This is a genomic window from Streptomyces sp. NPDC048639 (assembly GCF_043199075.1).
Classification (GTDB): domain Bacteria; phylum Actinomycetota; class Actinomycetes; order Streptomycetales; family Streptomycetaceae; genus Streptomyces.
The window spans coordinates 147,289-165,219 of the sequence record NZ_JBICVP010000004.1 but is presented as its reverse complement, the minus strand read 5'-3'; the positions used below and the strand labels follow the sequence as shown (position 1 = coordinate 165,219).

General features: G+C 71.6%; 16 protein-coding genes. All 16 read right to left on the bottom strand.

The features are described 5' to 3' along the window. Nucleotides 1-8 precede the first annotated feature (8 nt). Nucleotides 9-1,049, bottom strand: coding sequence for an acyltransferase domain-containing protein (locus ACGFNH_RS12560; protein WP_393653063.1), 1,041 nt, complete (start codon nt 1,047-1,049; stop codon nt 9-11). A 1-nt stretch (nt 1,050) separates the two neighbouring features. Beyond that, nucleotides 1,051-1,257 (bottom strand): acyl-CoA carboxylase subunit epsilon, encoded by a 207-nt coding sequence (locus ACGFNH_RS12555; RefSeq protein WP_393653062.1) that lies wholly within the window; start codon nt 1,255-1,257, stop codon nt 1,051-1,053. 20 nt (nt 1,258-1,277) lie between these two features. After that, the gene (locus ACGFNH_RS12550) at nt 1,278-2,822 is read right to left on the bottom strand and encodes an acyl-CoA carboxylase subunit beta (protein WP_393653061.1); all 1,545 of its coding nucleotides are present in this window, start codon (nt 2,820-2,822) and stop codon (nt 1,278-1,280) included. Beyond that, on the bottom strand, nt 2,803-3,783 hold the full coding sequence (gene fabD / locus ACGFNH_RS12545; protein WP_393653060.1) for an ACP S-malonyltransferase: 981 nt from the start codon (nt 3,781-3,783) through the stop codon (nt 2,803-2,805). The genes ACGFNH_RS12550 and fabD overlap by 20 nt, the downstream gene beginning before the upstream one ends. 49 nt (nt 3,784-3,832) lie before the next feature. Beyond that, nucleotides 3,833-6,226, bottom strand: a complete 2,394-nt coding sequence (locus ACGFNH_RS12540; protein ID WP_393653059.1) for an SDR family oxidoreductase — start codon at nt 6,224-6,226, stop codon at nt 3,833-3,835. Then, complete coding sequence (locus tag ACGFNH_RS12535) at nt 6,227-7,462, bottom strand: NAD(P)/FAD-dependent oxidoreductase (protein ID WP_393653058.1); 1,236 nt, start codon at nt 7,460-7,462, stop codon at nt 6,227-6,229. Beyond that, nucleotides 7,459-8,802 (bottom strand): FAD-dependent oxidoreductase, encoded by a 1,344-nt coding sequence (locus ACGFNH_RS12530; protein WP_393653057.1) that lies wholly within the window; start codon nt 8,800-8,802, stop codon nt 7,459-7,461. Before ACGFNH_RS12530 ends, ACGFNH_RS12535 begins: the two co-directional genes overlap by 4 nt. 215 nt (nt 8,803-9,017) lie before the next feature. After that, nucleotides 9,018-9,221 carry a ferredoxin gene (locus ACGFNH_RS12525; RefSeq protein WP_393653056.1) on the bottom strand — a complete coding sequence of 68 codons (204 nt, stop codon included), beginning with the start codon at nt 9,219-9,221 and terminating at the stop codon, nt 9,018-9,020. Nucleotides 9,222-9,253: 32 nt separating this feature from the next. After that, nucleotides 9,254-10,438 carry a cytochrome P450 gene (locus ACGFNH_RS12520; RefSeq protein ID WP_393653055.1) on the bottom strand — a complete coding sequence of 395 codons (1,185 nt, stop codon included), beginning with the start codon at nt 10,436-10,438 and terminating at the stop codon, nt 9,254-9,256. Between the two features lie 55 nt (nt 10,439-10,493). Then, on the bottom strand, nt 10,494-11,441 hold the full coding sequence (locus ACGFNH_RS12515; protein WP_393653054.1) for an aromatase/cyclase: 948 nt from the start codon (nt 11,439-11,441) through the stop codon (nt 10,494-10,496). A 31-nt stretch (nt 11,442-11,472) separates the two neighbouring features. Next, nucleotides 11,473-12,258, bottom strand: a complete 786-nt coding sequence (gene fabG, locus ACGFNH_RS12510; RefSeq protein WP_393653053.1) for a 3-oxoacyl-ACP reductase FabG — start codon at nt 12,256-12,258, stop codon at nt 11,473-11,475. A 167-nt stretch (nt 12,259-12,425) separates the two neighbouring features. Then, nucleotides 12,426-12,692, bottom strand: a complete 267-nt coding sequence (locus ACGFNH_RS12505; protein WP_393653052.1) for an acyl carrier protein — start codon at nt 12,690-12,692, stop codon at nt 12,426-12,428. Nucleotides 12,693-12,757: 65 nt separating this feature from the next. After that, a complete protein-coding gene (locus tag ACGFNH_RS12500; RefSeq protein ID WP_393653051.1) occupies nt 12,758-13,969 on the bottom strand; it encodes a ketosynthase chain-length factor in 1,212 nt (403 codons plus the stop codon). After that, entirely contained in the window at nt 13,966-15,234 is a 1,269-nt protein-coding gene (locus ACGFNH_RS12495; RefSeq protein WP_393653050.1) for a beta-ketoacyl-[acyl-carrier-protein] synthase family protein, read from the bottom strand. Before ACGFNH_RS12495 ends, ACGFNH_RS12500 begins: the two co-directional genes overlap by 4 nt. After that, nucleotides 15,231-15,569, bottom strand: a complete 339-nt coding sequence (locus ACGFNH_RS12490; protein ID WP_393653049.1) for a TcmI family type II polyketide cyclase — start codon at nt 15,567-15,569, stop codon at nt 15,231-15,233. Before ACGFNH_RS12490 ends, ACGFNH_RS12495 begins: the two co-directional genes overlap by 4 nt. A 237-nt stretch (nt 15,570-15,806) precedes the next feature. Then, a complete protein-coding gene (locus ACGFNH_RS12485; RefSeq protein WP_393653048.1) occupies nt 15,807-17,267 on the bottom strand; it encodes an FAD-dependent monooxygenase in 1,461 nt (486 codons plus the stop codon). Nucleotides 17,268-17,931: the final 664 nt, after the last annotated feature.

Genomic DNA, 17,931 nt, shown 5'->3' with positions numbered 1-17,931 from the left:
TCCGTGGCTCACCCGGAGGCCATGGCCTCCGGGGCCAGGAGCGCGCCGAGTTGTTCCGTCGCCGCGTTCCACACCCGCAGGCAGTCCCCGCCCTCCGCGGGAAGGGTGCAGACCACACCGCTGCGGCCCGACCGTACGGCGGGGTGGCGGCGGGCGGGCGCGGACAGGGAACGACCCGGCCCCGCCTCGACGAAGGTGAACGCCCCGTCGTCAAGCAGTGCGCCGAGCGCCGGCCAGTAGAGGATGGGCTCGGCCATCTGGCGGGCCCAGAAGGCCGGGTCGACCGCCTCCTCGGGTCGCACCGTGCGGGCGGTCCGCGCCGAGCGGATCTCGACCCGCGGCGGGTTCAACGTCTCGGCTGCGACGGCCTTTTCGAAGTCGAGCGCCGCCTCGTCGAGCACCGGGGAGTGGAAGGGCTCCCGCGCCCGTACGCGCCGTACGACCAGACCCGCCTCACTCAACGCCGCCGCGGCGAGAGCCAGTTCGGCCTCGGGGCCCGCGAGCACGGTCTGCGCGGGGGCGTTGACGGCTCCCACGACGACACCTCGCTCCGCCCACTCCGGGGCGATCCCGGACTCGACCCGCTCCGGGGCGGCGGCGACGGCGAGCATGCCGCCGGGCGGGGCCGTGGCCAGGACGCGGGAGCGGGCCAGCATGATGCGGGCGGCGCTCTCCAGGTCGAACACACCGGCCAGACAGGCCGCGGCCAGTTCGCCCACGCTGTGGCCGAGCAGGACGTCGGGCCGTATCCCGCGGCGTTCCAGCACCCGGCCGATGGCGTAGCCGATGACGAACAGCAGTGGCTGTGCGCGGCGGCCGTCGTCGACCGGGAGTTGCGGATCGGACCCCAGCCAGTCCGCGCGAATGCGGGAGCCCTCCTCCCCCATCAGGTCGAAGAAGTCTTCGACGATCGCGGCGAAGGTGTGGTCGTGCTCGTACAGCGGCACGGCCATACCGGCGTGTTGTGCCCCCTGTCCGGGGAGCAGCAGGGCGACTCGGCGGTGGGCCATGGCGGGGATCTCCCGTGCGTCGTGCGGCTGTTGTGTCATGTCAACTGCACCAACTGTGCGGGGCGTTGTAGCCGGATTCCCTCTCCAGGCGGCGCCAGCCGGCCGCGCTCCGGCCGTCGGGGCACCGCCCGGCTCCGGTGTGCGCGCCGGCCCGGGCCAGGAGGACCGCGGTGATGACGGCCAGTTCCTCGGGCCCGGCGTGGCCCTTCTCCACCCGGATGAGGGCGCCGATGTCGGTGATGCTCATGGTTCCCGTATCTCCTCGTGTCACTGCGGGGGGTTGCCGTGTTTGCGCCGGGGCAGGTCGGCGTGTTTGGTGCGGAGCATGGCCAGGGAGCTGATGAGGACGGCGCGGGTCTCGGTCGGGTCGATGACATCGTCGACCAGACCACGCTCGGCCGCGTAGTACGGGTGCATCAACTCCGCCTTGTACTCCTTGACCATCCGGGACCGCATCGCGTCCGGATCATCGGCCTCGGCGATCTGCTTGCGGAAGATGACATTCGCCGCACCCTCCGCACCCATCACCGCGATCTCATTCGTCGGCCACGCATACGTCAGATCCGCCCCGATCGACTGCGAATCCATCACGATGTACGCCCCGCCGTACGCCTTCCGCAAAATCAACGAGATCCGCGGCACCGTCGCATTGCAGTACGCGTACAACAACTTCGCCCCGTGCCGGATGATCCCACCGTGCTCCTGATCCACCCCCGGCAAGAACCCCGGCACATCCAGCAACGTCACAATCGGAATATTGAACGCATCGCACATCTGCACAAACCGCGCAGCCTTCTCCGACGCCTCGATGTCCAGCACACCCGCGAGCGTCTGCGGCTGATTCGCGATGACACCCACCACCTGACCGTCAAGACGCGTCAACGCACAGATGATGTTCCGCGCCCAACGCTCATGAACTTCCAGATAGTCACCGTCATCGACGATCTCCTCGATGACCTTCCGCATGTCATACGGCCGGTTGCCATCAGCAGGCACCAGATCCAGCAACACATCCGAACGCCGATCCGCCGGATCCTCCGACGCCGAGACCGGCGGATTCTCCCGATTGTTCGACGGCAGCATCGAGATCAGATACCGCACCTCCGCCAGACACGTCTCCTCGTCGTCATACGCGAAGTGACACACCCCCGAAGTCTCGGCGTGCACATCCGCACCACCCAGACCGTTCTGGCTGATCTCCTCACCCGTCACCGCCCGCACCACATCCGGCCCGGTGATGAACATCTGCGAGGTCTCCCGCACCATGAACACAAAATCCGTCAGCGCCGGCGAATACGCCGCACCACCCGCACACGGCCCCAGCATCACCGAAATCTGCGGAATCACACCCGAAGCACGCGTATTGCGCTGGAAGATGCCGCCGTAACCCGCCAGCGCCGAAACACCCTCCTGAATACGCGCACCCGCACCGTCGTTCAGCGAGACCAGCGGAGCACCCGCCGAGATGGCCATGTCCATGATCTTGTGGATCTTCGTCGCATGAGCCTCACCCAGCGCCCCACCGAAGATCCGGAAGTCATGCGCATAGACGAACACCGTCCGCCCCTCGACCGTCCCCCAACCCGTCACCACACCATCGGTGTACGGCTTCTTCGCCTCCAGACCGAAACCCGTAGCACGATGCCGCCGCAACGGCTCCACCTCATGGAACGAACCCTCGTCCAGCAGAAGGTCGATCCGCTCACGCACAGCCAGCTTGCCCTTGGCCTTCTGAGCCTCGGTCGCACGATCACTCGGCCCACGCAGAGCCTGCTCACGGATCGCGTGCAGTTCAGCGAGTCTGGCGCGCATGTCTCTCACCCCCTTCCCCCGGCAGGACCGCGTCCACGGCGAGCTTCACCTGGTGGACGTCGTTGGTGCGGTGCGTCTGCGCGCCCGGGGCGAGACGGCCGCAGAGCCGGCTCAGCACCTTGCCGGGCCCGACCTCCACGAAGCGGTCCACCCCCTCGGCCGCCATGCGCCCCACGACGTCCGTCCAGAGCACCCGCCCGGTGAGCTGGCGCCGCAGGAACTTCCTCGCCCGGGCGGCACTGGTGACGGCCTCACCGCCACTGCCCGAGTACATGGGAACGACGGGCTCGCGGAACTCGACGTCGTCCAGGGCCGCGGCGAACTCCTCCTCGATACCGCCCATGAGGCTGCAGTGGGCGGGCCCGCCGATCTCCAGGACGACGACCCGGTCGGCCCCGGCGTCGTGTACGAGCTCCACCAGGCGGTCGACGGCACCGACCCGGCCGGAGATGACGACCTGGGTGATGTCGTTGTGGTTGGCGATCTCCACGACCTCACCGGTGTCGGCCGCCGCCCGTCCGCACAACTCCTCGACCTGATCGAGGGTCAGGCCCACGACCGCGGCCATCTTGCCCGGCACCTGCTCGGTGACCGAGGTCATCAACTCACCGCGCACCCGCACCAGTCGGAGCGCGTCCCGCCACTCCAGCACCCCGGCGCAGACCAGCGCGCTGAACTCCCCGAGACTGTGCCCGGCCACGGCGTCCGGCCAGACGCCCTGGGTGCGGAGCACGTCCAGCGTGGCCACACTGGTGAGCAGCACGGCGGGCTGGGTGATCCGCATGTCCCGGAGCGTCTCGGCGGGTCCCTCCCAGCACAGGGAGGAGAGCGGGAGGCCGAGGATCTCGTCGGCGGGCCCGTAGTAGGTGTCGATGAGGTACGGCCAGTGCTTGGTGAGGTCGGCGCCCATGCCGACCCGCTGCGAACCCTGGCCGGGGAACACGAAGGCGACCCTGCCCATGAGAGACCCCTCCTTTCGGTCGAGGACGGTGTGAGGGACGGGGCGGGTCTCAGCCGAGGAGCGTGCCGCCGGTGGCGTCGATGAAGGCACCGGTGATCCACCGGGACTGCTCCGAGGCCAGGAAGGCCACCACGTCGGCGACATCGGACGGTTCGCCGACGCGGCCGAAGGCGGAGAGCTGCGCCATGGCCTGGACCGCCTGGGGGTTGTCGAAGACCGGGCTGCCGTTGTTGGTGATGCCGGGCGCCACGCTGTTCACGGTGATGCCGCGCGCGGCCAGGTGCCGGGCCCAGTGCAGGGAGATCATCTCGACCGCGCCCTTGGTCATCGCGTACGCGATCTCCTCGGGGTTGGCGAAGCGGGTGAGGCCGGAGGAGATGTTGATGACGCGGCCGCCGTCGCGCAGATTCTTCGCGGCGCGCTGGACGATGAAGAAGGGCGCCTTGGCGTTGACGGCCATCAGCTTGTCGAAGAGTTCCGGCGTGGTCTCCTCGGGCGTAAGGCCGCCCATGATGCCCGCGTTGTTGACGACGATGTCCAGCTCGATGCCGCCCGTGTGCTCCTTCAGCCCTTCCTCGACCCCGTCGAAGAGGGCGTCCACGTCGCCCGGGACCCCGAGCGGCGCCCGTACGGCGAACGCCCGTCCGCCGGTGGCCCGGATGCCGTCGACGGTGTCCTGGGCGGCTTCCTTGCCGCGGCCGTAGTGGACGACGACGAGGGCGCCGTCGGCGGCCAGCCGCTCGGCGACGGCGCGGCCGATGCCCCGGCTCGAGCCGGTGACGAGCGCGGTCTTGTTCACCAGAGTGCCCATGGTGGTGCTCCTGTTCACGGTGTGGTCTGCGGATCGGTGGAATGCGCGGGAGCCTGCGGAGGACGGGGCGCCGGCGGAGGACGGGACGGCTGCGGAGGACGGGGCGCCGGCGGAGGACGGGGCGCCGAACCAGCGGTGCAGTGCGGTGCGCAGGGCACCTGCGCCCTCCTCGCCGCACCAGACGATGTGGCCGTCGGGGCGCACCAGAACGGCGCCCACGCCCGCGAGTTCGCCGGTGCCCCCGGATCCATCGGGGCCCGCGGAGTCGCCGGCGGGCCCGGTGGTCGTGAGGGTCGCGGCGACGACGCGGACGCGGTCCGCCCGGAGCGCCGCCTCGGCGCGCAACTCGGCATGCTCCGGTGCGTCCGGATCGAGGTCGAGCAGGACGCCGTGACCGGACCGCAGTGTGTCGGCGGTACGGGTGGAGGCGCCGGGCCCGGTGCGCAGTTCCGCGAACGGCAGCCGCGCACCGAGGAGTCGGTGGCCGTCGTCCGCGGCCGGGTGGCGGATGTCCAGGCCGGTGATCATCCCGGCCAGATGCCGGGCGGCGCCGTCGTACCCGAGCAACTCGCCGATGACGGACCGTGCGTCCGCCACCTCCTCGCCGCCGAGCAGGACCAGCGACTGTGCCTCGATGTTGCCCAGGGTCCTGCGGCCGACCGCGTGCCGCTCCTCGTGGTAGCTGTCGAGGAGGCCGGGCGGGGCCCAGCCCTTCACCTCGGCGGCGAGCTTCCACCCCAGGTTGACCGCGTCCTGGAGGCCCAGGTTGAGCGCCTGTCCGCCCACGGGCATCTGGACGTGGGCGGCGTCTCCCGCGAGCAGCACTCGTCCCGTGCGGTACTGCGCGGCCTGCCGGCGGGTGTTGCCGAAGGCGTTCACCCACAGGGGTGTGCCGCCGCCGATGTCCTCACCCGTGACCTCCCGCCATGCGGCCGCGACCTCCGCGAAGGCGGGGTCCTCGGTACGGCGGACGGCCGGCCGGCCGAACCGGTGGACCATCACCCGGGTGACACCGTCGGGCCTGCGGCCCGCGATGGCCAGCCCGCCGGGGAACCGTTCGAAGCGGCGGTCGGGGATCTCGATCCCCGCGACGTCGGCGCGCAGCAGCTCCCGGGTCGCGTCGGTGCCGGGGAAGGCGACACCGGCGAGCCGCCGTACCGCGCTGTTCTCGCCGTCGCAGCCGACGAGATACGCCGCGCTCAGCCGCAGCGTCTCCCCTTCCGGCGTGCGCAGCACGGCCTCGACGCGGTCGTCCCGCCGCTCCAGGCCGGTCAGTTCGTGTCCGGTCCTGATGTCGGCGCCCAGCCCGGCCGCCCAGTCCAGGAGGACTTCCCGGGTGCGGGTCTGGGGCACCTTCCACTGTCCCGGGTACGGGCTGCCGGTGCCGCCCAGGTCCAGGGGAAGGCCGCCGAAGTGGCCGCGCGGGTCGTTGGGCGGCTCCCCCAGGCGGTCCAGCAGCCCGCGCTGGTCGAGGAGTTCCATGGTGCGGGCGTGCAGCGTCGTTGCCCGCGACTCGGTGGACGGCTCGGTCGCGCGCTCGGCGACGACCACGCGGGCCCCGCCGAGCCGCAGCTCCCCGGCGAGCATCAGGCCCACCGGGCCCGCGCCCACCACGATCACCTGTGTGTCCACTTACGTCACTCCTGCCACGGGGTTGGATCCGGTCTCCCGGCGGGCGGCGAACTCCAGCGCCTGCCGCCAGCTCGTACGCCGGCGCAGCAACTGCCGGTACTTGGCGGTCTCGCCGCGACGGTCGACCGTCAGGACGCCGGTGAGCCGGTCGCCCTTGCGGTGGAGCGCGACGAACCGGTGGCCGGCGATGTCTCCGAAGACCTCGGTCTCCTCGGCGTCGGGGACACCGAGGAACTGGATGCGGACGCCGTACCAGTCGGACCAGAAGTACGGCACCGCCGCGCACGCCTCCGCCGCGCCGCCGAGGCCGAGCGCGTTGCGCGCGGCCAGTGCGCCCTGCTCGGCAGCGTTGGTCCAGTGCTCCAGCCGCATGTCCCGGCCGAAGAGCGGGTTGTGCCAGCGCGCCACGTCACCGGCCGCGTACACGCCGGGGGCGGAGGTGGCGAGATACCGGTCGCACAGGACGCCGTCGCCCGTCTTCACGCCCGAGCCGGCACACCAGTCGGTGGCGGGCTCCGCGCCGACGCCCACGACCAGCAGATCGGTGGCCAGGACGGTGCCGTCGGACAGCACCACACGCTCGGCCCGGCCGTCGCCCTCGACACGGTCCACGCCCGCCCCGCAGCGCAGCCGGCTGCCGTGTACACCGTGCAAGTCGGCCAGGACGGCGCCCATGTGAGCCCCGACCGAGCGGACCAGCGGTGCCGGCTGCGCGTCGAGCAGCGTCACCTCGGCCCCGCGGGCGCGGGCCGCGGACGCCACCTCGGCCCCGATGAATCCGGCGCCCACGATCACGACGCGGCGTGCGGTGCGGAGCGCCGCGTGCAGCGCCCGCGCCTCGTCCACCGTCCGCAGCGTGTGGACGCCGGCGAGGGAGCCGGTGCCGGGCAGTGTCCGGGAGCGCACACCGGTCGCGATGACCAGCCGGTCGTACGGGATGTCGGTGCCGCCCGCGGTCACCGTGCGGCCCTCGGTGTCCAGGGCCGTGGCGGGCGCGCCGAGCCTGAGCTCCACGCCGAGTTCGTCGCGGTACGACGCCGGGTCGCGGTAGTGGGGGACGGCCGGTTCGGTCCCGGACTCCAGGAACGCCTTGGACAGCACCGTACGGTCGTACGGCAGGTGGTCCTCGGCCCCGACGAGCGTGACGGACCCGGTGAATCCCCCGGCCCGGGCGGCCTCGACGGCGCGCAGCCCGGCCAGCGATCCCCCGACGACGACCAGGCGGCACCGGGTCACCGTCCCACCCCCGCCGTACGGTGGCGCAGTACGCGCAGCAGCACGGCCGGGCTCATCAGCGCCGTACCGGGGTCGGCCAGGGACAGCACGCGCACGAAGGCGTGGGCCACGTCCGGGTCGTGCGCGGCGGCGGCCTGCACCAGCCGGCCGTACGCCTGGATCATGCGGGTCTTCAGGGTGCGTTCGCCGCGAACTCCGGCGAACTGCAGGTCGTTGACGGCGTTCGCCTCCCACGACGGGCTCACCGCCTCGCGCGCCAGGTCGCTCAGATACGGCAGCGGCTGCGGAGCGTGGCCCGCCCGCAGATGGCGGCGCAGCACCATGGCGCCGAGCGCGGCCACCGTCATGCCCTGGGCGTAGACGGGGTTGAAGCTGCACACGCTGTCGCCGGTGACGAGCAGCCGGTCGGGGAAGCGGGCCATCTTCTCGTACCGGCGGCGCAGGCTCACCGGGAAGCGGTGCGCGACGGGGTCGTCGAGCGGTTCGGCCTCCTGGGTCAGCTCGTACAGCGCGGGAACCGGCAGGGACTTGACGTACCGCTCGAACCCGTCCGGGTCCGTCGGCGGGAAGTCGCCGAGGATGCCGTTGACGGCGAGCTGGATCCGTCCGCCCTCGACCTCCGCGCAGATCGCGCCGCGCGGGTCCTCGGGGGAAGCGATGACGATGGTGGCGCGGCCGTCGTGCCGGGTCCCGGGCGGCAGCCGGTAGTGGCGGGTCGCGTAGCCGACCCCGATCTCCAGCCGCTCCTCCTCGACATCGGGATAGCCGAAACCGGCGAGCCACAGCGGAGTGCGTGTGCCGCGCCCGGTGGCGTCCACGATCAGGTCGGCGGGTATCTCCCGTACTGCGCCGCCGGATGCGCGGGGGTGCACCCGTGCGCCGGTGACCCGGCCGCGGTCGGGCGTGGTCGTGAGGCCGATGATGTCGTGCTCCTCGAGGAAGGACACCTCCGGCAGCTTCAGGACGCGGTCGCGGATCCGGGCCTCCAGCAGGGGCCGGCTCGCCGCCACGGTCACCAGGTCGCTGGGGGCCTTCCGCAGCAGCCGGCCGCGGAAGTACCAGTGGCCCTGGTTCACGGTGTCCTGGATCTGCGCGCCGTGCGCGGCCATCTCGTCGGTGAAGCCCGGGAAGAGGTCCTCGAGGATCTCCTGACCCCGCGGCTGCAGGCCGTGGATCTGACGCCCCTGGGGGATGCTGCGCCGCGGCCCTTCCGTCCCGGTCAGCACATCGCGGTCGACCACGGTCACCCGGGCGTAGGCGTCGGCGAGCACGCGCGCGGCCAGCAGGCCCGCGATGCTTCCGCCCAGCACCACGGCGTGGTCGCTGATGTACTCCGCCATCTTTGCGGCACCTCTCGGTGTGAGTTCGGTCGGTGTTCGTGCGGGTGCGGCAGGCGCGGGCGCCGACCGCCCTCCGGCCCAAGCCGGTTGGTGCCGGGCGTGCCGGCTGCCCGCGTACGTGACGGGTGTGCCGGGCGTGCCTGCGTACGTGCCGGGCGTGCCGGGCGTACGTGCCTGCCGCACCGCTGATCCACCGGGGGGTGAGGGGACAGCCCTCAGCGGTCCGCGACCTTCAGCGCACCGATGGGACACACCCGTACGGCACGCTCCGCCGCGGCCCGCCGGGCCGCCGGCAGGGCCTCTTCGTGGTCGAACAGCGCGACGAGATCGCCCTCGTCGTCCAGCCGGAACAGCTCCGGCGCGGCCTCCTCGCACAGGCCGTGCCCCTCGCACCGGCCGAAGTCGATGGATACCTTCATGTCTGCGTGGCTCCTTGGTTCCGTGCGCGAGCTCAGGCGCGCAGGACGACGGGGAGGTGGTCGATGCCCCGGATGGTGTTGTGCAGGCGCCACGCCGGTTCGCCGACCTCGATCCGGCGTACGCGGTTGACCAGAGCGGTCATCAGCGAGTGGCCCTCCAGCCGGGAGAGCGCCTGGCCGACGCAGCCGTGGATGCCGTGGCCGAACCCCAGGTGCCCGGAGGCGGCGGCGCGGGTGATGTCGAACGTCTCGGGCGACTGCCAGTGCCGCTCGTCCCGGTTGGCCGACCCATACAGCAGCAGGACCCGGGAACCGGCCGTCAACTCGGCCTCGCCCAGGGCACGGTCACGGGTCAGGAGCCGGGTGAAGCCGCGCAGCGGCGACTCCAGACGGACGATCTCGTTGAACGCGTTGGGGATCAGCGCGGGGTCGGAGCGCAGCAGGTCCCACTGGCCCGGATGCGCACCGAACAGCCACAGCATGCTGGACAGCGCACTGACCGAGGTGTCCATCGAGGGGGCCAGGAAGTCACCGAGGAGCGCGGGCAGCAGCTCGTCGGCTATCTTCCCGTCCTGCGCGTCGGCGACGAGCTGGGCGCCCCAGCTGTCCGGGCGCAGATTGCCGGGGAGGGACATCCGGTGGAGGAACTCACCCATCTCCTGCAGCAGCGGAAAGCCCGCCCGGGTGCGCTCGTTGAGCGGGCCGAAGGCGTTGAAGCCGGCTGCGGCCCAGTCCAGCAGCCGCTCCCGACCCTCGTCGACGGGCCAGCCGAGCAGGTCGGGCACCAGCGCGAGCGGGAACGCCTGGCCGAAGTCGGTGACGGCGTCGAACTCCCCGCGGGCGATCAGCTCGTCGACGAGTTTGTCGGCCCACTCCTGGATGTAGGTGTGGAACTCGCGCAGCGCCTTGGGCGTCAGGTGGCGGGCGACGAGCCCGCGGACGAGGTCGTGGTACGGCGGATCGCTGGTGAGGCTGGAACCGTGCTGCGCCTTGTTGAGCTGCTCGGTGATGCCGACGCCCTCACCGGAGATGAACGACTCGTGGTCATGGAGGGCCTCGTAGACCTCGTCGTACCGCGCGGCCGCCCACACGTCGTACTGGTCCAGGCGGACGACGGGCCCGAGGTCGCGCAGCGCCCGGTAGTCGTCGTACGGGTCGATGATCGACGCGTCGGTGTACAGGTCGATCGCGGAACGGGGGATGTCGAGGGTTGGCATGGGGGCTCCTGGTGATGGCCGGCTCGGGATGCGGGACACGGCGGGTGACGCCGTGTCAGCGGCGGCTCTCGGCGAACTCCTTGGCGTGGCCGAGGGTGGCGCGACTGTTGCCGCTCAGCGCGTCCCGGACGAACGAGCGGGCGCGGGCGAGGTCGGCGTCGGGCCCCAGTACCGCGGCGATGTTGGCGGTGTTGATGGCCACCGTGTGCTGCGAGGTGACGGCGACGCCGTCCGCGTTCTCCTCCAGCAGCCAGTAGCCGGTGTGCAGCGTCATCAGCGCCGGCAGGACGGTCTGCTTGTAGACGATCTTCTGGTGGGGAAAGCAGACGCGGACGGAGACGGTGGTGTGGGTCGAACCGTCCTTGGTACGGGTGTCCATCTCCAGGGTCTGCAGGCCGGGTGCCGGCTCCCCCAGCCGTACGGATGCCACGTGCGGCAGCCGCTCGGACCAGAGCTGCGCCTCGTTCAGGAAGTCGTAGACGTCCTTGGCGGAGCCGCCGATCTGCACGGTGTCCTCGAAGGACAGCAGCAGGCCCTCGGAGCCGGTGACCAGTTCCACGTTCGCCTTGAGGGCGGCCAGTTCGGCGGTCGAGTTGCGGTCCACGGCCCGGTCGATCCAGGCGAGCTGCTCGGGATCGTCGTCGACGGCGCGGTAGTCGTGCAGCAGGCGGACGCGCGCCGTGGAGTCGTCGACCGGCTCGATGATCCAGCTTCCGCCCATCGACGCCACCGGAGGCGCGGAGACCTCCTGGCGGAAGTCGATGCGCAGGGCGTCGGGGTGCAGGGTGCGGCGCGAAGTCCAGTGCTTGGGCTCGCCGTTGGCGGTGGCCCAGATGCGGATGCGCTCCTCGGCGCCCGAGCGCTCGACCTGCTCCGCGTGGACGGTCGGGGGAAAGATCCGCGGCCAGTTCTCCACCTCGGCGATGAGCCGGTGGACCGCGGTGGCCGGGGCGAGCACGGTGATCTCGTGCTCGACCTCGCGGAGTCCTTGCTGAGCTGACATGGGTTTCTCCTCGCTGGTGCCGGGCCGTGGATCAGAAGTTGCCGAGACCGCCGCAGACGTTCAGGGCCTGGGCCGTGATGGAGGCGGCGGTGTCCGTGGTCAGGTAGCCGACGAGGCCGGCGACCTCCTCGGGGGTGGAGTAGCGGCGGAGCGGGATCTTGGCCTGGAACTTCTCGAGGATGGCCGCCTCGGTGGTGTCGTAGGCCCGGGCGTAGCCCTGGCGCACGCGCTCGGCCATCGGCGTCTCGACATAGCCGGGGCAGACGGCGTTGACGGTGATGCCGGTGGGGGCCAGCTCGTTGCCGAGCGCCTTGGTGAAGCCGACGACACCGTGCTTGGAGGCGGAGTACGGGGCGGCCAGGACGACGCCCTGCTTCCCGGCGGTGGAGGCGATGTTGATGATGCGGCCGCGGCTCTTGTGGCGCATGCCGCCGGTGGTGAGCACCTCGCGGGTCATACGGAAGACGCTGTTGAGGTTGGTGTCGATGACATCCGCCCACAGCTCGTCGGTGAGGTCGGCGGTGACGCCGCCCCCGCTGCGGCCGGCGTTGTTGACCAGGACGTCGACGGTGCCGAAGGTGTCGACCGCGGCACGGACGAAGGCGGTCACGTCCTCGGCCGAGCGGACGTCGCAGGCCCTGCCGTCGACGTCAAGACCCTCCTCCCGCAGCTCCTTGACGGTGGTGATGACGGACTCCTCGGTACGGGCACAGAGGAACACCCGGTGTCCCAGGGCCCCGAGGGCCTTCGTGACGGCCAGCCCGATTCCGCTGGTGGCCCCGGTGACCAGGGCGACCGGCTGCTGGTGCGCGGTCATGCGTATGTCTCCCAAGAGGTGTGGCACTCATACGGAACGGGAGGGCGAGCGGCGGCCGGTGCGTACCGGCCGCCGTCGCTGTCCCGTCCGTGCGGTGTGCTCTGTTCGGTGCGGTGTGTGCGGGGCGCGTACGGGTCGCGTACGCGCCGTGTCCCGGCGTGGAGCCGTCAGGCGGCCGTCCGGGCCGCCGAAAGCTGCTCGTTGACGGCGTCCACGAGCTGGCGCGGCGTCTCGACGTCGGTCAGCGTCGCGTCCTCCAGCTCGATGCCGTACTCGCGGCCGATACGGACGCCGGTCTCGAGCAGCGCCAGCGACTCGTAGCCCAGCTCCTCGAAGGTGACGTCGGCGATGTCACCGTCCAGATCGGCCTCCTCGCCGGCGCCTTCGCGCAGGATGCGGCGGAGGTCGTCGATGGTGAAGTCCTTGGCAGTCATGGGTGGTTGTCCTCTCGTGGGTGTGCTCGTGTGAGGGTGTGCGCGTGTGTCGGGACGTCCGGCGGTCAGGCGGCGCGGACGACCATGGCGGAGTTGAATCCGCCGTATCCGCGGGCGATGACCAGGGCGGCCCGTACGGTCGCGGACCGCGCCGTACCGGCCACCAGGTCCAGCCCGTACGCGGGGTCGGGCGTGACATGGATCGTGGGCGGGATCAGTCCGTCGCGGATCGAGAGCAGGGCGGCGGTCACGTCCAGGGAGGCGGCGCCCGAGTAGAGGCGCCCCGTCATGGTCTTGGGTGCGGTGACCGGGACGCCGCCCGGTCCGAACACCTCGGTGATCGCCTCGGCCTCGATCCGGTCCAGTTCGGGCACCGCCGCGGCGTCGGCGAACACCACGTCGATGTCCTCAGGCTCCAGGCCCGCGTCCGCGAGCGCGCCGGCGATGGCCCGGCGCAGGGCCGGCGGACGGCCGCTGCCCGGCTTGGGATCGGTGGTGGCGCTGTATCCGGCGATCTCGCCGTAGACGCGGGCACCGCGCTCACGGGCGCGTTCGGCGTCCTCCAGCACCACCAACGCACCGCCCTCGCCCGCCACATGGCCCTGCGCGGAGCGGTCGAAGGGCCGGTAGCCCTGCGTGGGATCGTTGCTGGTGGACATCCGGCCCGCGGCCATCTGCGCCACCCAGCCCCACGGGCAGATCGACCCGTCGATGCCCCCGGAGACGATCAGCGCAGTGCCCTTGCGGATCTGCCGGCGGGCCTGGGCGATGGCATCGAGACCGCCCGCCTGGTCGCTGACGACGACACCGCTCGGTCCTCGCATGCCGTTGCGGATGGAGATCTGGCCGGTGTTGACGGCGTAGAACCAGGCGTACGACTGGTAGGCGCTGACGTACTTGTTGCCCTTGCTCCAGAGGTTCTCCAGCTCGTTCTGGCCGAACTCGAAGCCGCCGGACGACGCCGCCGTGATCACCCCGGCGTCGTAGTCGGGCAGGTCCGACGGCGTCACGCCGGCGTCGGCGAGCGCCCAGTCGGCGGCGGCCAGGGCGAGGCGCGTCATGTGGTCGGTCTGCGGGATCAGCCGGCTGGGCAGGTGCTCGGCGGCCTCGAAGCCCGGCACCTCGCCCGCCAGCCGGGCGGGGTACCGCTCGGCGTCGAACCGGCTGACGGGCCCGATCCCGCTGACGCCCTCACGGGTCGCCTGCCAGTAGGCGTCGGTGCCGAGCCCGTTGGGCGCGGTGACGCCGATTCCGGTGACGGCGACGGACGTGCTCATGCTGCCCTCCTGTCGGGCCGGGTGAGGACCATCGCGCTCTGGAAGCCGCCGAATCCGCTGCCCACGGTGAGCACGCTGTCGGTGCGGTGCTCACGGGCGTTCAGCGGGACGTAGTCCAGATCGAGTTCCGGGTCCGGGGTGTGCAGATTCGCCGTCGGCGGGACCACGTTGTGCTCCATGGCCAGCGCCGAGGCGGCGATCTCGATCGACCCGATGGCGCCCAGCGAGTGGCCGACCATCGACTTGATGGAGCTGATCGGCACGCGGTGGGCGTGCTCGCCGAGACTGCTCTTGAACGCCGCCGTCTCGTGGCGGTCGTTCTGCTTGGTGCCGGACCCGTGGGCGTTGACGTAGTCGATGTCCGTGGGGTCCAGCCGGGCCTCGTCCAGGGCGACGCGGATGGCCTCGGCCATCTCGGCGCCGTCGGAGCGCAGACCGGTCATGTGGTACGCGTTGCAGCGGGACGCGTATCCGCCGATCTCCGCGTAGATGTGGGCCCCGCGCCGCCGCGCGCTCTCCAGCTCCTCCAGCACGAACCCCGCCGCGCCCTCGCCCAGCACGAAGCCGGTACGGGTCTTGTCGTACGGCCGCGAGGCGTGCTCGGGATCGTCGTTGTACGTGCTGGTCGCCTTGATCGCGTCGAAACAGGCCACGGTGATCGGTGAGATCGGTGCCTCGGTCGCGCCGGTGAGCATGATGTCGGCCGAACCCTCGCGGATCAGCTCGACCGCATGGCCGACCGCGTCGATGCCGGACGTGCAACCGGTCGAGACGACGGCGCTCGGGCCCTCGGCCCCCACGGTCCAGGCGACCTCGGCCGCGAAGGAGCTGGGTACGAGCTGGTTGTAGAGGTGCGGCACGGCGTAGTGGTGGTCCACCAGGTGGAGCCGGCCGTCGTCGCTGACGACCCGGTACTCGTCCTCCAGGCTGATGGTGGCGCCGACGGCGCTGCCGATGGTCACACCGATCCGCGCGGGGTCGACCTGCTCCATCTCCAGGCCGCTGTCGGCGGCCGCCTCCCGGGCGGTGACCACCGCGAACTGGGCGGCCCGGTCCATCCGGCGTATCTCCTGCTGCAGCAGGCCGTGTTCGGCGGGGAAGAAGTCGACCTCGGCGGCGATCCTCGACCGGTACGGCGACGGGTCGAAGAGCGACAGTGTCCGCGTGGCGGTCCGCCCGTCGGTCAGCAGCGCCCAGAAGTCCTTGGTGCTCGTACCGCCCGGCGCGAGGACGCCGATGCCGGTGATGACCACACGCCGGGTCACCGGGAACCACTCCCCTGCGGATTCCACACGTAGAACCGCTCGGCCATCGCGTCGGACGGCGTCTTCCACGCGGGGTCGTACGGGTCGATGAACGGCCGCAGATCGGCGCTGATCTTCTCGAAGCGCGGGTCGGTCTTGGCCTCCTCGATGGCCTCGCCGCCGCCCTCGTGGTCGAAGTCCTGCAGATGGAAGTAGAGCCCCTGGTAGGAGAACAGCTGACGGCGTCTCGTGCCCATCCGGTGGGGCATCTCGGTGGCGTCGAAGTCGGCGAAGAGCCGGGCGACGTCGCCGCTGGAGCCCGGATCCATCCGGGCCACGATCAGGGTGGAGTGCATGGGTGTCCTCTTCTCGTTCCGTGTCTGAGTGCGGTGCGGCGCCCATGGCCCTGCCGCGGTGCGGCGGGCACGGCTCGTACCGGGACGCTGCGGCGCGATGGCTCGTACCGCGGCGCTGCGGCGCGATGCGGCTCGTACTGCGGCGGTGCGGTCGGTGCGGTGCGTCGGCGGTGCGGTCACCGTGACCGCGTCCGAGGCCGGAGCCCTATTGCCGGGGCCGGGCCGGGGCCGCGACCGCTAGCGCGGTGCGCCGAACCAGCGGTGCAGTGCCCGCGGCAGATCGCCGCCCTCGGGTGCCGCCCAGGCGACGTGACCGTCCGGCCGGACCAGCAGGGCGCCGGTGTCCGCGAACGGGCCGTCGGCCGCGGGCGCGTGGGGCCTGCCGGTGACGACATCGACCCGGCCGTGCCAGCCGGAGGCGATCCGCCGGGCGGCGGGATCGTCGGCGAGGTCGAGCAGCAGCCCGCGGGCCGGGCGCAGCAGTTCGGTGGTGCTGGTCTTGCGGTCGTCCGCGACGAGCTCCTGGTGCGGGAGGCGCCTGCCCAGCAGGGGGTGGTCGCCCGGCCCCGTCTCGTAACGGATCTCCAGGCCGGTGACCATGTGGGCGAGGTGGCGCGCGACCTCGGGCCGGCCGATGAGTTCCCCGAGGACGTCCCGCAGCGGCTGGACCTCGTCGCCGCCGAGGAACAGCAGGCCCTGCGCCCGGGTGTTCATCAGCAGCCGCTCGCCGACCGGATGACGCTCGCGGTGGTAGCTGTCGAGCAGACCGGGCGGGGCCCAGCCGCCGGCCACCGCGGCCAGCTTCCAGCCCAGGTTGACGGCGTCCTGGATGCCGACGTTCATGCCCTGGCCGCCGGCCGGCAGATGGATGTGCGCGGCGTCGCCCGCGAGCAGCACCCGGCCGCGCCGGTACGTGCTGACCAGACGGCCGGCGTCACTGAACGAACTCGCCCACACCGGTGTGGCGTTGCTGATGTCCTGCCCGGTGATCCGCTGCCATGCCGCCGCGACGTCCTCGAACTCCGCGGGCTCGGAACGCACCGGTGTTCCGTGCTCGCGCAGGATGACGCGGTGCACCCCCTCGCCCAGCGGGGCGGACATGGCGATACCGCGCGGGAGCCGCCTGCCGAAGGGGTGCGGCTCGATGTCGCAGTCCCGCACATCGGCCAGGAGCATCTCCAGGGATCCCGCGGTGCCCGGGAAGTCGAACCCGCCGAGCTTGCGGACCGTGCTGCGGCCCCCGTCGCACCCCACGACGTAGGAGGCGCGCAGCCGCCCGGGACCCTCGGGCCCGCGGACCTCGACATCGACCCCGTACGCGTCCGGGGTGATCCCCGTGACCTCGCATCCGCGTCGGATGTCGGCGCCCAGCTCGGTCGCCCACTGGCCGAGCATGCTCTCGGTCCTGCCCTGCGGGATGCCGTGGGCGGTGCGGTGCGGGCTGTCCAGCATCGTGAAGTCCACGAGCAGGCCGCCGAAGTGGCCCATGGGGTTGGTCTGTACGTCGCCCAGCCGCTCGAGCAGCCCTCGCTGGTCGAAGATCTCCATGGTCCGTACGGTCAGGCCCAGCGCGCGGGACTGTCCGGTGGGCTCGGCGAGCCGCTCCAGGACCACGACGGGAACGCCCGCCAGCCTCAGCTCACCTGCGAGCATCAGCCCCGTGGGGCCTGCGCCCACGACGATTACCGCGCTATCCATTCCTCTTCCTCTCCTCAGGTCCACCGCCTGCGTCAGGGCAGCGATGAACCCCCTTGCCCGCCTGGGAAGTTGCGGGAGTTGCGGGACCACGAGCGCTTGGGGTGCCTTTCGGGGCGCTGAGCTGCCGACCGCGTACGGGAGTGCGGGGTGCGCATCCGGTTGCCGGTGGCACCCGCCGGCCGTTCCGCGCTCGTTCCGAGCCGGGGCCGGTCCAGGGGCGGTTCTTCGCCACGAAGGGGCCGTCGGGCGAATCGCTGCGGGCGCGGTGTCTGCGCGCCGTCGACGGCGGGGAGTCGGCGCTGAAGACAAAGCACCGGACTCTGGCTATAAGCCTCTTCGGTCGCACGGGACGAAACAAGATGAACTGCGACAAGTCTCCGCTAGAACCGTGTCAGGCCAGCGCAGGAATGACAAAAGTTCGAAAGAAGACAGACATCGAATGACCGCTTCCGGCCACGACGACTGCGGAGCGGAGTGGACACGCAGGCCGCAGGGGGTCTGGTGTGGTGCGTCTTCCCCCGCCAACCGACGTCAAACCGGCGGTAGTTCGGGGCGCGCGGACAGAGCCTCCTCCGCGCATCACCCGCCCCGCCGCCATCTCTGCACCGCCCGGAAAGCGTCAGCGACCGGCGCCCCGCGTTCCGCTTTGACGCCGGATCAGCAG

Excerpts from the sequence above, each read along its gene's own strand:
- ACGFNH_RS12500 (WP_393653051.1), bottom strand. The coding sequence starts at position 13,969 with ATGAGCACGTCCGTCGCCGTCACCGGAATCGGCGTCACCGCGCCCAAC.
- ACGFNH_RS12520 (WP_393653055.1), bottom strand. The coding sequence starts at position 10,438 with ATGCCAACCCTCGACATCCCCCGTTCCGCGATCGACCTGTACACCGAC.
- ACGFNH_RS12485 (WP_393653048.1), bottom strand. The coding sequence starts at position 17,267 with ATGGATAGCGCGGTAATCGTCGTGGGCGCAGGCCCCACGGGGCTGATG.
- ACGFNH_RS12525 (WP_393653056.1), bottom strand. The coding sequence starts at position 9,221 with ATGAAGGTATCCATCGACTTCGGCCGGTGCGAGGGGCACGGCCTGTGC.
- ACGFNH_RS12560 (WP_393653063.1), bottom strand. The coding sequence starts at position 1,049 with ATGACACAACAGCCGCACGACGCACGGGAGATCCCCGCCATGGCCCAC.
- ACGFNH_RS12530 (WP_393653057.1), bottom strand. The coding sequence starts at position 8,802 with ATGGCGGAGTACATCAGCGACCACGCCGTGGTGCTGGGCGGAAGCATC.
- ACGFNH_RS12490 (WP_393653049.1), bottom strand. The coding sequence starts at position 15,569 with ATGCACTCCACCCTGATCGTGGCCCGGATGGATCCGGGCTCCAGCGGC.
- ACGFNH_RS12555 (WP_393653062.1), bottom strand. The coding sequence starts at position 1,257 with ATGAGCATCACCGACATCGGCGCCCTCATCCGGGTGGAGAAGGGCCAC.
- ACGFNH_RS12515 (WP_393653054.1), bottom strand. The coding sequence starts at position 11,441 with ATGTCAGCTCAGCAAGGACTCCGCGAGGTCGAGCACGAGATCACCGTG.
- fabG (WP_393653053.1), bottom strand. The coding sequence starts at position 12,258 with ATGACCGCGCACCAGCAGCCGGTCGCCCTGGTCACCGGGGCCACCAGC.
- ACGFNH_RS12550 (WP_393653061.1), bottom strand. The coding sequence starts at position 2,822 with ATGCGCGCCAGACTCGCTGAACTGCACGCGATCCGTGAGCAGGCTCTG.
- ACGFNH_RS12505 (WP_393653052.1), bottom strand. The coding sequence starts at position 12,692 with ATGACTGCCAAGGACTTCACCATCGACGACCTCCGCCGCATCCTGCGC.
- fabD (WP_393653060.1), bottom strand. The coding sequence starts at position 3,783 with ATGGGCAGGGTCGCCTTCGTGTTCCCCGGCCAGGGTTCGCAGCGGGTC.